Source organism: Millisia brevis NBRC 105863 (assembly GCF_001552615.1).
Taxonomy (GTDB): domain Bacteria; phylum Actinomycetota; class Actinomycetes; order Mycobacteriales; family Mycobacteriaceae; genus Millisia; species Millisia brevis.
The window spans coordinates 1-14452 of record NZ_BCRN01000034.1; the positions used below are offsets into that span (position 1 = coordinate 1).

Below are 14452 nucleotides of genomic sequence, written 5' to 3' on the forward strand. Positions count from 1 at the left end.
CTGAGGATTCCGACAAGATCGTGAGAATCCCTGACTGACACGAAATTGGAAAGCCGCAGGCCCGTGCGCCGCACTACTGACACCTCCGGCGGGAACCTACACCTGGTGGGCGGCGTCCGCCAACTTCTGTGCCTCCGCGCCCTCGACATTCGGCAGGATGACCTCCAATTCGACCGCCAGGCCGAAGCCGCCGGTGTCGGTGCGGCCGAGGGAGACCTTCGAGCCCACCGACGAGTCGGTCATATCGGCGCCGGCCTGCTTGCCGAGCATCCGCAGCGCGCTGTGGAAGCACGCGGCGTATCCCACCGCGAAGAGTTCCTCCGGGTTGGTACCGGTACCGGAACCGCCCATCTCCTTCGGCGCGGTCAGATCGACGTCGATGCGTCCACTGGTCGTGCTGCCGTGGCCGTTGCGGCCGTCGCCGGTCGAGAGGGCTTCGGCGGTGTACAGAACATCCATGGTGGTCCTTCCGGTTCGGCGGCACCGGACGTCGGCGCCGCGGCGGGCCGAGGTGCCGTCCACCGGCACGGGGGTCCGCCCTCCATGATGGTCCCGCTCCGGGGATCTGTCAGGCGGGTGCGAAGTCCAATCCGCCGACCACCGGCCGTAGGACGCGTCGGGTGCCGGGGGAGCCGAGCGCGGTCACCAGGTCACCGGTCTGTGGCTCGTCCCAGAGCGTCCCGCCGTCCCAGACGATCAGCGCCGCGTCGACGACGTGTTCGGCCGCCGAATGCGACAACGCGTAGTGCGCGCAGCCCGGCACCTCCGCATAGGTCACCCACAGGTCGTAGCCGGTCATGAACAGGTCGAGGTCGAACGTCACACTGAGCCCGAGCAATTCGCGCCGACCGTTGTCGTCGACGCCCGCGAACGCCTCGTCGAGGCCGAGCAGGCGCGGGGCGTGCGGGTCGGCCGAGGAGAGCATCACGTGGGCGGCGGCGAACAACGGCAGATGCAGCGATACCGACTGTTCACCGCCGGACAGTGCGCTGTGCCGCGCGACCGTCAGGCGTTCCTCCTTGCCGTCCGCCGAGATCAGCGAGAAGGCGAAGAATCGCCACCTACGGTAATCCAATGTCGCGGTGAGGATCTCGCGGTACGACTGCTCGGGATGCGCGGCGCGGGCCGAGCGGATCTCCTCGGCGAAGTGGCCGCGGATCTGGGCGAGATCGTCGGTGGACAGTTCGGCCGCCTCCCGGTCGAGCAGCCGGCCGACCGCCTTGCCCCGTTCGGACTGACCGTCGGCGAGCACCCAGTGCACCCCCACGGTGGCGCCCGACGACATCCGCCGGGTCTTCATCTCGCTGCCCATCCGGGTGATCAATTCGCGGGCGTCGCCGACGCGTTCGTGGATCTGCTGGGCCAGGCCGGTCAGCAGGGCGTCCTCGAGGACGCGGCGTTCGGCCTCGGTCAGCAGGACCTCCTGATCGCGGCGGGCGGTCGCGATCTGCTCGGCGAAGCGGGCGATGCTCACCGCGCCCTCGTCGCCGTGGATCCGTACCACCGTCACGTGGTCGACGGTGTCCCAGACCAGTCGGTGCCCGCCGCCGGCGCCGGTCAGCTCGGTGTCGAATTCCTGCAGCGCGGTGGTCAGGCCGGTGCGCCCGGACTTGAGCGCCGATTCCGAGGTCGCCGCCCCCGAGGAGGCGGCCGCCAGGGCCACCAACAGCTCCGATGCCTCGCGGGGCAGGATCTCGATCGGATCGTCCGGGCCGTCCGCGGACTCGACCCGATAGGCGATCTGGTCGACGGTCGACCACGCCGCCTCGTCCGCGGGCCACGTCGTGCCCGCCGGGAGCCCGATCAGTGCCGCGATATCGGTGCGGCCGTAGGGCCGCAGGGTGGGTGCGTCGGTCAGCAGTTCGGTCACCGCCGAGCGCAGCCCGGCCGCCGCCGTCGCTGCCGCCCCCTCGGCGACGCCGACCGCCTCGCCGGCCTCCCGGTCGAGGCGGCGGGCGGTCTTCTGGTCGGCGCGGGCGTGCTCGATCGCCAACCGCACCCGATCGAGTTCGGCGTCGATGCGGTCGCTGTCCGCGCCGAGGGCCTCCCGCAGCGTTTCGAGCTTGACCCGCTGCTGGTCGTAGCCGGCCCGGGCGATCTCGGCTTCCTCCTGGTACTCGGCGGCCAGGGCGCGGGCCTCCTCGACCCGCCCGGCGGCCTCGCGGTCGCGTTCGAGGGCGCGCTCGTGATCGGCGCGGGCGCGGGCGAGCGCCGCTCCGGCGTTCTCGACGTGCCGCAGCGACGCGGAGAGCAGGTCGATCGCGGCGCCGGCCGCCCGCGCGAGATCGGTGCCGTCCTCGTTGCTGCCACCGGACGGGCGCAGGGTGATCCGGTGGTTCGCCGCCACCGAGCGCAGCGCGCGCTGGGCGGCGGTATGCGCGTCGACGGCCCGCTCGACGTCACCGGTGGCCGCGTCGGCGTGTTCGGTCGTCGAGCGCAGCGCCCCGGCGGCCTCCATCTCGGCGCGCTGCGCGGCCAGGATGGCGGTGGTCTTCGGCAGCGCCGCACCGGCGGCGGTCAGCCGCTCGAGGGCGGCGGCGCAGCGTGCCTCCTCGGCGCGGTGGGCGACCAGGAGTTCGTCGATATGCGAGATCCGTTCGTCGACCTCGGCCAATCGGGCGGACCGTCGGGCGGCGCGCGCGGTCGCGCCGATGAACTCGACGCGAGCCTTGGCGTGGCGGCCGGCGACGATCCCGTTGCCGAAGGAGCCGTCCACCCCGACCGCCGCGACGGCGTCGGCCCGTCCGGCGTCGGGGAGCAGCGCCACCGATCGCAGGATCTCGGTCACCCGGTCGGCGTCGATCGCCGCCGACTCCTCCGGCTCGAGGACGTCCGCCAGGGTCGGGCCCTCCCGGCGTTGGTCGAGCGGCCGCAACCGGTTGTTCGCGGTGTCCGGGTCGGCGTCGTCGGTGCCGGCGTCGTCGGTACGGGGGACGGCCGCGTCCAGCAGATCGGCCGCCTGCAGGGCCGCCTCGATCGCGGCCGCCTCCGTCGAGTCGACCCCGTCGACGAACCGCACCGCTCGCCACAGCGGTATTCCGGATGTGGCGCCGCGAATCGGGGACGGCGGGGGAGCGTCGTCGTGTTCGGCGGCGATGGTGTCCCGTTCGGCGCGCAGCCGATCCGCCTCGGCGCGCAGCGCCCGCTGTTCGGAGCGCTCCCGGGTAACATTGCCGCGCAACGCTTCCCGGCCGGTGGTGACCGCCTCGTCGAGCACCTGCGCCGGTTGCGGAGCGTCGGGATCGCCGATGGTCGCCGCGGCGGCCGCCAGCCGCGCCGGCAGATCGGGCAGGTCGAGCGGCGCGTAGACGTCGTGGTGATCGGTCCACCAGCGGCGCAAGGAATCCTCCCAGCCGGAACGGCCGACGCCGATCTCCGCGCGGGCCGCGGCCAGGTCGGTGGCGGCGCGGTCGAACCGTTCCGACGACCGGCCCGCCGCCTGCCGTACCCGCTCGACCTCGTGGGCGGCGCGTTCCGCGGTCGCCGCCGCGGTCCGCAGCGCCCGCAGGTCACCCGCCCGCTCCTCGACGTGTCCGCGGACGGCCAGTCCGATCCGGTCGCTGTTCACCCCGTCCGGCAGATCGGTCCAGGCGATACCGGCGTCCTCGGCCGCGACGGTGAGTTCGGTGGCGGCGCGGGAGGTGTCCGCCGCCGACCGGCTCGCCGCGTCGCGCACCAACCGCTCGTCGTCGAGCCGCTGCGCCACCGCCGAGCGGGCCCGTTCGGCGCGCTGTGCCTGCTGCTCGGTCGACACCTCGAGCCGGCGCACCGCGTCGGCGAGGTCGTCGATCTGTCGCTTGCTCTCGTAGGCCGCGGACCCCTGCAGGGTTTCGCGTTCCGCCAACACCCGGTCGAGCGCGATATCGGCGACGACCAGCCGCTCCTCGGCCTCGGCCCGTTCGCGGGCCCGCCGGTCGCCGAGCGCCCGCGCGGCGTGCACCGCGACGCGGGCATGCTCGACCGCACTCGTACGGGCGGTGACCCGTTCGACGTCGGCGGCGGCCCGACTCATCAGATAGCGACGGTAGATGCCGGTGAATCGTTCGGCGGCGGCGTCGATCCGGACCAGCGACTCGAGCGCCCGACCGACCTCCTCCATATCGCTGAAGGAGCGCGCGGCCTCCGCGATCAGCTGATCGTCGAGCGGGCGCAGGCCGTCGGACAGGGCGCGGGAGAGGCCGCGCGGATCGAGATTCTTCGCCAACTGGGGGCGGCGCAGCGTCAGGATCAGGGTGATCAGCTGGTCGTATCGCTCGGTGCCGAGCCCGAACAGCCGCGCGTCGATCGCCGCCCGGTAGTCGATCGGTCGGTCGACGACCGCGTCCGCACCGATCTCCTCGATCAGTTGCTTGCGCGTGAAGGGCCGGTCATCGGAGCCGATCAGGGAGAAGTCGACACCGACCCGGCCGTCGACGACGAAGTACCAGCGGGTGACCTTGTCGGTACCCTTGCTCGCCCGCATGCCGATGCCGACGGTCACCGACTCCGGGTCGTCCGAGGGGCCGCGGCTGAACTCTATCCAGACATAGCCGTGCGCCGAATCCTGCTGCCGGTACAACAGATTGGAGCGCATGGTGCGCTCCTCCCCGGCGAAGGGATTGAGCCGTCGCGGTTCGATGCGACCGTCGAGGACGAAGGGGAACAGCACCTCGAGGGCCTTGGTCTTGCCCGAGCCGTTCGGGCCGCGCAGTACCAGGCGGCCATCGGCAAAGGAGAACTCCTGATCGGCGTAGTCCCAGAGGTTGACGATCCCCGCCCGGGTCGGGTGGAAGCGGCGGGATTCGGCCGATTGCCTGCTCACTCGATCTCCTCGGCGTCGTCGGTGTCGGTGTCGTCGGTGTCGTCGGTGCGCTCGTCGGTTGCCGCGGATGCGCCACCGGGTGGCTCGGTCGGCGGGCCGCCCGATGGTGGATCGTCGACCGCCGGATCATCGACCGCCGGGGATTCGGCGGTCGGTTCGTCGGGCAGCCCGGTGGAGAACAGCACCGAGGCGGCGCGATCGCGGACGGTGACGACCACCCCGCGATACCGCGCCAACGTCGGCCGGATCAGCAGGCCGCCGGGCACCCGGATCACCAGGTCGAACCGCTCGAGCAGATCGATCGCGGCGGCGCGCAGGCCGGCGGGATCGTCGGCCCACTGCGCGGCGAAGGTGCGGCCGTAGGTGGCTATCACCGCGGCGACCGTCTCGGTGATCCACCCGTCGTCGACCTTCGGCAGGGCCGCCGGGGTCGGCGGCTCCACGACGGCGGAGTCGATCCCGTCATCGGGGCCGGCCTCCGGAAAGGGTTCCCGGTCGCGCGGCAGGGCCGCGTCCAATTCGTCGCGCAGCCGACGTTGCCCGCGCTGCGGGTCGTGCTCGACGGTGGGCAGCGGGTCCTGCGGGTCCAGGACCCGCTCGGCGATGTCGTTCGCCAACAGCAGCGCGACCTGCGCGACCGTGCCCGTCGACGGGAAGCGCCCGTCGGACAGCCGGCCGGTGGTGTCGATCATCGCGACCCCCTCGGCGCGAGCCTCGGTGGTCAGGCCGGTCAGGCGGGCCACCTGCTCGGCGCACACGCCCTCGTGCAGCAACCGGCGATGAACATCGCCGAATTCGGCCGCGGTCACCAACGGACGTTCCACCAGGGCGCGGCGCACCGCGCGGGCCGCCGCCCGGCGGCCGCGGGCGGACTCCGGATCGGGCACCCCCGCCGGATCGAATTCGCCCAACAGGTCCGCGGCCGCGGACAGCGACCCCGGCCACCGGCCCATATGCGTCAGGGCCGCGACCACCGCGCGGTCGATATCGAACAGCGCCTCGCCGTCGCCCGGATCGCGCGCCCAATGCTCGGTATCGCCGTCGGCGATCGTCATCGCCCCCCGATCGACCAACCAGCCGACGACGTCGACCAGCGCGTGCCGGTCCGCGGCCAGGTCCGGATCGAGGGTGAGCCCGTCGATCGCCGTCGCCTCGTCGACCACCCGGTCGACCAGCTCACTGAGCACCATCTGCTCGCCGGCGCGGCCGAGCGCGACCAGGAAGAGACAGAGGTAGGCGTAGCGGCGCCCGTCGAAGGGGCGGTCGGTGCGGGTGCGGGCCGGCCGCGACGCGTCGAACCGGTCGATCACCGGATGCAACCGTGCCACCGTCTCGGTGACGTCCAGTCGGTAGCCGAACAGTTCGAGCAGGTCGTCGCGCAGTTCGCCGGCCCAGCGCCGCACCAGTGGCAGCGCGAAACGGTCGGGGTGAACGGCGGTGATCACGTGATGCGAGAGCACCGTGCGGGCGGCGCGCTGATACGAGTCGAGCTCGAACAGCGGGATATCGGTCCTCACCGGACGCTCACCCGGCGGTTGTTCAGCCGGAGAGTGCCGCGCACGGTGCGCACCAGCGTCGCCCCCTCACAGGGGCTGACGGTCAGCACGACCTTGCCCTCCGAGCCGGTCCAACTGCGGGTCGAACCGCTCACCCGAGCCCCGGTGGCCAGCGCCGAATCGAGCAGCCGCAACAGCAGTTCGGTCTGCTCGTCGTCGAGCACCCGATCGTCGAGGCCGCCGGCGACCAGGTCCGCGGCCGCCGCCGCGCGTCGGGCGGCCTCCGCACGCTGGGCGTCGCGCAGCCGTCGCGCCGCCGCCTCCTGCCGCGGGATGCGGGCGGGTGCCCCCGCGGCGGCCGGGCGACCCGATTCCGCCATCGTTCGGGAGATCTCCACCGCCGGCGACGCCCACCAGGACCGATCCGCGGGCACCAGCTCCGGGTCGTCGTGGGCGAGGGACAGGTGCCGTGGGCGGCCCATCCCGAACCCGGCGTCGAAGAGGGCATGGGCGGCGTCCGGGGTGTCGCAGTCGGCGAACCAGGCCGCCAGCCGCCGCAACTGGGAGTCTCGGCTGATGCCGCCGCGGCGGGACTCGGTGACCCGGCGCAGCAGGGCCAGCACGGTCGAGATCGCCCCGATCGTGGCGTCGCGCATGCGATCGGCCTCGCTGGGTTCGCCGCGCCCGGCGGTCGCGGTGAACCACTGGGTCAGGCCGGACCAGCGGGTCGCCCAGTCGGCGATCCGCTCGTCGCGACCCAGCATCGGCCGGTCGTCGTGATCGGCCGCCCGGCCGAGCATCGCGTCGACACCGGTGGCCTCGACCGCCGCGATCGCGTCGGCGATCTTCGATCCGAACCGCGTCAGATCGGAGGTGAAGTCGCGCATATGGGTCAGCAACGCATCCTTGTGGGCCAGGAAGGTCTCCGGGGTGGCCTCGGTGGTGCGCAGCAGGTCCGCGAGGGCCAGATAGAAGTGCGCGGCCCGTTCGGCCAGCTCGGTCAACGAGCGATCCAGCGACGTCAGCCGGCGGTGGACCGCGCGCCCGTCGCCCGCACCGTTCGCCGCCGCGAGCGCCTCCAGGTCGGCCAACAGCTCCGGCAGCACCGATCGGGCGAGTCCGCCGTCGGCGGGCCGGGCGCGCAGCACCTGCTCGACCGCCCGGTAGGCCTCGTAGCCGGCGGGGGCGAATTGGTAGACGTAGTGGCGGTTGCGGTAGTCGGCCAGGGTGGCCGCCCGGCTGCCGTCGAAGCTGCGCTCGAGGACACCCCAGCGGTGCAACTGATCGAGCAGGACGCCGACCTCGAGCTGCGTCAACGCCACCCGCCGGTCGGACAGCTCGTCGATCAGCTCGACCACCCGGTCCGCGCGCAGCAGCACCAAATAGCCGGAACGGGCGGCGTCGAAGGCGCGCAGCACCCACAGGTAGTCGGCGCGCTTGTCCGCGACCGCGAAGGAGAACAGGCGCAGTCGCCGCTCGTCACGACCGATTTCGGGCTCGTGCCCGGCGTCCACCGTCGGCTCGGTGGCCGCCTGTCCCTCCGGGTTCGAACCGCTCACCGATGACAGGGTAGGGGCACGAGAGCTAGATCCCGAACTTGCCCGGACCCCGTCGGCGCAGGTACCGCTCGAACTCCGCGGCCAAGGCATCGCCGTCGATCTTGTTCATCGCCTCGGAGATGTCGAGTTCGGCGTCGCCGCGCTCCTCGAGGGTGCGGACGTACTCGGTGACCTCTTCGTCGTCCTCGGTCATCTCGGTGACCGTCTTCTCCCACTCCTCGGCCTCATTGGGCAGTTCGCCCAACGGGACCTCGATATCGAGGACCTCCTCGACGCGCTGCAGCAGCGCGACCGTGGCCTTCGGATTCGGCGGTTGGGAGACGTAATGCGGTACCGCGGCCCAGAACGACACCGAGGGGACCCCGGCCTTGACGCATTCGTCCTGCAGGACGCCGGTGATCCCGGTCGGCCCCTCGTACCGCGACTGCTCGAGGTTGAACTTCTTGGCCGCCTCGAGGCTGTGCGCGCTGCCGGTGACCGGCACCGGACGGGTATGCGGGGTATCGGCGAGCAGCGCCCCGAGGATTACCACGGTGCTCACCCCGAGCGCCTCGACGAACTCGAGCAGGTCGTCGCAGAACCCGCGCCACCGCATATTCGGCTCGACCCCGTGCAGGAGCACGACATCACGACTGCTGCCGGGAGGCGAACAGACCGACAATCGCGTCGAGGGCCACAGGATCTCGCGGGTCACCCCGTCGACCTGCCGCACGGTGGGGCGATTGACCTGGTAGTCGTAGTAATCCTCGGAATCGAGCTCCGCCAGGGGAGTCGCGTTCCAGATGCCCTCGAGATACTCGACCGCGTCGCTCGCCGCGTCCGCGGCGTCGTTCCAGCCCTCGAAGGCGGCGATCAGCACCGGGTCCCGCAACTCGGGTAGTTCGAACACATCGTCCGGGTCCTCGGACCCCGAACCGGCGGTCTGTGCGGTCACTTCGATCTCGATATCGTCGAAGCTGTGACCGCGCGCCTGGTCCGTACCATCCGGGTTGTCGTTACCGTCGCTCACCAGACAAGCCTACGGCCCGACCCTATCGACGCGCGGACTAGTCTGTTACCCATGTCTGTCGTGTCGTCTTCGTTGCTCGATGCGCTCCGGCGCCGCGTGGTTCTCGTCGACGGAGCGATGGGCACCATGTTGCAGTCGGCCGATCTGTCGCTGGACGACTTCCTCGGCCTGGAGGGGTGCAACGAGATCCTGTCCGTCTCCCGGCCAGACGTGGTGCGCGATATACATCGAGCCTACTTCGCCGCCGGCGCCGACGCCGTGGAAACCAATACCTTCGGCTGCAATCTGTCCAATCTCTCCGACTACGACATCGCCGATCGCATTCGGGAGCTGTCCCGGGAGGCGACCCGCCTGGCGCGCGAGGCCGCGGACGAGATCGGCCCGTCCGCCGACGGGATGCCGCGCTTCGTCCTCGGATCGATGGGCCCCGGCACCAAGCTGCCCACCCTCGGGCACGCCCCCTTCGCCTCGTTGCGCGACGCCTACCGGGAGTCCGCCCTCGGAATGGTCGAGGCGGGCGCGGACGCGGTGCTGGTCGAGACCTGCCAGGACCTGCTGCAGGCCAAGGCGGCGATCCTGGGCAGCCAAGCCGCGATGGATACCTACGGGGTGCGCATCCCGCTGATCGTGCACGTCACCGTCGAGACGACCGGCACGATGCTGCTCGGCAGCGAGATCGGCGCGGCGCTGACCGCGCTCGAACCGCTCGGCATCGACATGATCGGCCTCAACTGCGCCACCGGCCCCGCCGAGATGAGCGAGCACCTGCGCTACCTGTCCCGGCACGCGCGCATCCCGGTCTCGGTGATGCCGAACGCCGGCCTGCCGCAGCTCGGCCCCAACGGCGCCGAGTACCCGCTGACCCCGGCCGAGTTGGCCGCCGCGCTGGCCGGGTTCATCACCGACTACGGCTTGGCGCTGGTCGGCGGCTGCTGCGGCACCACCCCCGAGCACATCGCCGCGGTTGCCGGCGCGATCGCCGGCCTCGAGAGCGGGGCGCGGCGTCCGGAGCCGGAGAACGGCGTCTCGTCGCTGTACCACTCGGTGCCCTTCGAGCAGGACGCCTCGGTCCTGATGATCGGTGAGCGGACCAACGCCAACGGCTCGAAGGCTTTTCGCGACGCGATGCTCGAGGGCGACCACCAGCGCTGCCTCGACATCGCCAAGGACCAGGTGCGCGATGGTGCCCACGTCCTGGACCTCAACGTCGACTACGTCGGCCGTGACGGCACCGCGGATATGGCGGTGCTGGCCGCCAAGCTGGCGACCGCCTCGACCCTGCCGATCATGCTCGACTCCACCGAGCCCGAGGTCCTGCGGGCAGGGCTCGAACACCTCGGTGGCCGTTGCGCGGTCAACTCGGTCAACTTCGAGGACGGCGACGGCGAGGGATCTCGCTACCGCCGCACGATGGCCCTGGTCAAGGCGCACGGCGCAGCCGTCGTCGCCCTGACGATCGACGAGGAGGGGCAGGCGCGTACCTGCGAGCACAAGGTGCGCATCGCCGAGCGGCTGATCGCCGACATCACCGCCGATTACGGACTTGCCGAGTCGGACATCATCGTCGATCCGCTGACCTTCCCCATCTCGACGGGGCAGGAGGAGGTTCGGCGCGACGCGATCGAAACGATCGACGCGATCCGCGAGCTGCGGGCCCGCCACCCGGAGATCCATTTCGTGCTCGGCATCTCCAACGTGTCCTTCGGCCTGAACCCGGCGGCCCGGCAGGTGCTCAACTCGGTCTTCCTGCACGAGTGCACCGCGGCCGGGTTGGACACCGCGATCGTGCACCCGTCGAAGATCCTGCCGATGGCGCGCATCCCGGAGGAACAGCGCCAGGTGGCGCTCGATCTGGTCTACGACCGACGCACCGAGGGTTACGACCCGCTGCAGCGGCTGATGGAGCTGTTCGACGGCGTCTCGACCAAGTCGGCGCGCGAATCGCGGGCCAAGGAGATGGCGGCGCTGCCGCTGTTCGAACGGCTCGAGCGGCGCATCGTCGACGGCGAGCGCAATGGGCTCGAGGCCGACCTCGACGAGGCGATGACCACCGTGCCGCCGCTGTCGATCATCAACGACACCCTGCTGTCGGGGATGAAGACCGTCGGCGAACTGTTCGGCTCGGGCAAGATGCAGCTGCCCTTCGTGCTGCAATCCGCCGAGGTGATGAAGACCGCGGTCGCGCACCTCGAGCCGCATATGGAGAGCACCGACGACGGCGGCAAGGGCCGCATCGTGCTGGCGACGGTCAAGGGCGACGTCCACGACATCGGCAAGAACCTCGTCGACATCATCCTGAGCAACAACGGCTACGAGGTCGTCAACCTCGGCATCAAGCAGCCGATCGCCGCGATCATCGACGCCGCGGTCGACAAGCAGGCCGATGCGATCGGCATGTCCGGGCTGCTGGTGAAGTCGACCGTGATCATGAAGGAGAACCTCTCCGAGCTCAACGATCGGGGCATGTCGCAGCGGTTCCCGGTGCTGCTCGGCGGGGCGGCGCTCACCCGCGCCTACGTCGAGAACGACCTGACCGAGGTCTACGACGGCCGGGTGTCCTATGCGCGCGACGCCTTCGAGGGCCTGCGCCTGATGGACGAGATCATGACCGCGAAACGCGGTGGTGTGTCGGTGCTTTCGGAGGCCGACCAGCAGAAGGCGGCGGAACGCAAGGCGCGGCACGAACGTTCGCAGCGCATCGCGGAAAAGCGCAAGGCCGCAGAGACTCCCGTGGTGGTGCCGGACCGTTCCGATGTCGCGGCCGATATCGACGTGCCGAACCCGCCGTTCTGGGGCACCCGGGTGGTGCGCGGTATTCCGGTGGCCGACTACTCGGCGTTGCTGGACGAGCGGGCGCTATTCCTCGGCCAGTGGGGACTGCGGGGCAGCCGGGCGGGCGACGGGCCGACCTACGAGGAGTTGGTGGAGACCGAGGGGCGGCCGCGGCTGCGGTACTGGCTCGACCGGCTCACCTCCGAGGGTGTGCTGAGCCACGCCGGTGTGGTCTACGGCTACTTCCCGGCGGTCTCCGAGGGATCCGACGTGGTCCTGCTGGAGCGGCCGGAACCCGATGCGCCGGAGATCGCCCGGTTCGGGTTCCCGCGTCAGCAGCGACCCCGGTTCCTCTGCGTCGCCGACTTCGTGCGTTCGCGCGACGAGGCGCGCCGACGCGGCCAGGTCGACGTCTTCCCGATGAACCTGGTGACCATGGGCGCCCCGATCGCAGAGGTGGCCAACCGGATGTTCGCGGCCAACGAGTACCGCGATTACCTCGAGGTGCACGGCATCGGTGTGCAGCTGACCGAGGCGCTGGCCGAGTACTGGCACCGCCGGGTCCGTGAGGAGTTGATCTATCCGGACGGTCAGGCGATGGCCGCCGACGACCCGGACGCGATCGAGGACTACTTCTCCCTCGGCTACCGGGGCGCGCGCTACTCCTTCGGCTACGGCGCCTGCCCGAATCTCGAGGACCGCAAGACCCTGGTCGACCTGCTCGAGCCCGGCCGGATCGGCGTCGAGCTGTCCGAGGAGTTGCAGCTGCATCCCGAGCAGTCCACCGACGCGTTCGTGCTGCACCACCCCGAGGCGAAGTACTTCAACACCTGATCGGCGCGGTTCGGCGCCGGCCACAGGGCGGCGCCGAACCGATGCCGAGTCCTATTCGACGCCGTCGGGTCCGGTCGTGAGCGCGAGCAATGCGCGGCGGTCGAGTTTGCCCGACGGGGTACGGGGCAGATCGTCCACGATCAGAACGACGTCGGGCACCATGAACGACGGAAGCCGCCGGGCCAGTTGTGCCCGCAATCCGGCAGGCTCGGGTACACCGTGATCCGGGTCCGGGACGATCGTTGCGACCAGGACCGCCCCCGTCGGGGTTGGCCTCGCGAGTACGGCCGTCTCGCCGACGCCCTCCACAGCCCGAATGTGGGCCTCGATCTCACCGGTTTCGATGCGAAATCCGCGCACTTTCACCTGTTGGTCCACTCGGCCGACGAAGTCCAGTTCGCCGTGCATCCAGCGGGCGAGATCCCCGGATCGGTACCACACCCGGCTCGAATCTTCGGGATCGGCGACGAAGCGGGCTGCGGTCAGATCGGCTCGGTTCACATATCCGCGAGCGACCGATGGTCCAGAAATCCACATTTCTCCCTCGTCTCCGGGAGGTACCGCTCGCCCGGCCGGGTCGCGAATCTCTATTCGCAGATGGGGTAGTGGGTCTCCGATCGGCGACCGCGAAGGGCCGGCGAGTACCTCCGGGGTCAACTCCTTGAAGGTGGCGTGCACGGTGATCTCGGTGATTCCGTACATATTGACGAACCGCGGTGGCTTCCCGGACTGCTCTGCCATGCGGGACCTCGCATCGCCGACGATATCGAGATCGACTGCCTCTCCACCGAAGACGACGTAGCGCAACGGCGGTGACAGGCCCAGCCGCGCGATGCTCCGCGACACGAGACGAAATATCGATGGCACCTGACTGAGCACCGTGACATCGTGCCCGTGAAGAACGCGTACCAAGGCGCTCGGCGCCGAGGCGGTGTCGGCGTCGATAAGGAGCGCTCGCCCCGCGCTCGCCCAGCAGGCCCACAATTCCCAGACCGAGAAGTCGAAGGACAGGGAATGGAAGACCGTCCACGTATCGGTGGCGCCCACCGAGAAGTGTGGCAAGGCTCCGGCCAGCATCGACAGGACGTTGTGGTGAGTCAGGGCGCAGCCCTTCGGGACTCCGGTGGATCCGGATGTGTAGATGATGTATGCCACGTCGGTGGAGATCGTGGGGCGGTCGTTCGGTGCGTGCGCCGCGGGCTCCTCGACCACCGCGAGCTCCGGCTCCTCGTGGCGGTCCACCAGGAGCTGTCCCCGCGGCGGCTCGTATCCCGCCGGCCCGACGATCACCGTCGTCGCACTGTCGGTGACCATGAAGTCGAGGCGATCCGACGGGTATGTGGGGTCGAGCGGCAGATATCCGCAACCCGCTCTCAGAATGGCCAGCATACCGATGATGGACGCGTGGCTCCGATCGGCGATCAGTCCGACCACCTCACCGGGACGCGCCCCGGACGCTGCTATTCGGCGTGCCAGGCGGGCGCTGCGGTCGCGTAGCTGTCGATAGGTCAGGCTGTTGCCGGCCGTGTCGGCGAGCGCCGGTCGTTCGGGATGTACCCGAGAGACCTCATCGAACAAATCGGTCAGCGTGCGAATCGAGAGTCCGTAGCCGGATACGTCGCAGGAGAAACTCTTCACGGGTACATCCCGGGTGTGTGAGGGCCGCGGCTCGGCGGTCGCGGGTGGAGTGATCTGGAAACGACGTCGCAATAGGAGCAAGTTCCGCTTGGCAAGTCTTGTTGGCGAACAGGTTTGATGTCAAGGCAGGCTGAAATAGCCGGCCGCACAACGCAGCACGATGTGCATACTCACAGCGTGGGGGAGTCCGTACCACGCAAAATATAGTGGTATCCAGTGTGATGTCCTCGAATTGTCTTAGATGGCAGCATTGCTCGCGAGTTGAGGCGCGCAGAGCTATGAATGACCTGATTCGCTCGCTCGGTCGTTGGTTCGAGAGACGTCACATCGGGTGCTCGGAAGG

Annotated in this window: 7 protein-coding genes; 1 reads left to right on the forward strand and 6 read right to left on the reverse strand. The window is 70.2% G+C overall.

Features of this window, described 5'->3' with window-relative positions:
* Positions 1 to 96: 96 nt before the first annotated feature.
* The 5 genes from MB1_RS24510 to MB1_RS24530 all read right to left on the reverse strand — a co-directional run bounded on the left by MB1_RS24510 (position 97) and on the right by MB1_RS24530 (position 8790).
* Complete coding sequence (locus MB1_RS24510) at positions 97 to 459, reverse strand: Ohr family peroxiredoxin (protein WP_066913677.1); 363 nt, start codon at positions 457 to 459, stop codon at positions 97 to 99.
* A 109-nt stretch (positions 460 to 568) separates the two neighbouring features.
* A complete protein-coding gene (locus MB1_RS24515) occupies positions 569 to 4801 on the reverse strand; it encodes a TIGR02680 family protein (RefSeq protein ID WP_066913679.1) in 4233 nt (1410 codons plus the stop codon).
* Positions 4798 to 6318: a DUF2398 family protein gene (locus MB1_RS24520; protein WP_084352645.1), complete on the reverse strand. Its 1521-nt coding sequence runs from the start codon at positions 6316 to 6318 to the stop codon at positions 4798 to 4800. Before MB1_RS24520 ends, MB1_RS24515 begins: the two co-directional genes overlap by 4 nt.
* Positions 6315 to 7856: a TIGR02677 family protein gene (locus tag MB1_RS24525; RefSeq protein ID WP_369406889.1), complete on the reverse strand. Its 1542-nt coding sequence runs from the start codon at positions 7854 to 7856 to the stop codon at positions 6315 to 6317. Before MB1_RS24525 ends, MB1_RS24520 begins: the two co-directional genes overlap by 4 nt.
* A 25-nt stretch (positions 7857 to 7881) precedes the next feature.
* The gene (locus tag MB1_RS24530; RefSeq protein WP_157084387.1) at positions 7882 to 8790 is read right to left on the reverse strand and encodes a PAC2 family protein; all 909 of its coding nucleotides are present in this window, start codon (positions 8788 to 8790) and stop codon (positions 7882 to 7884) included.
* A 126-nt stretch (positions 8791 to 8916) separates the two neighbouring features.
* Between MB1_RS24530 and metH the strand changes: the two genes are divergently transcribed.
* Positions 8917 to 12471, forward strand: coding sequence for a methionine synthase (gene metH / locus MB1_RS24535; RefSeq protein WP_066913681.1), 3555 nt, complete (start codon positions 8917 to 8919; stop codon positions 12469 to 12471).
* Positions 12472 to 12522: 51 nt separating this feature from the next.
* On the opposite strand, the gene MB1_RS24540 is transcribed toward metH, so the two are convergent.
* On the reverse strand, positions 12523 to 14109 hold the full coding sequence (locus MB1_RS24540; RefSeq protein ID WP_066913683.1) for an amino acid adenylation domain-containing protein: 1587 nt from the start codon (positions 14107 to 14109) through the stop codon (positions 12523 to 12525).
* Positions 14110 to 14452 lie beyond the last annotated feature (343 nt).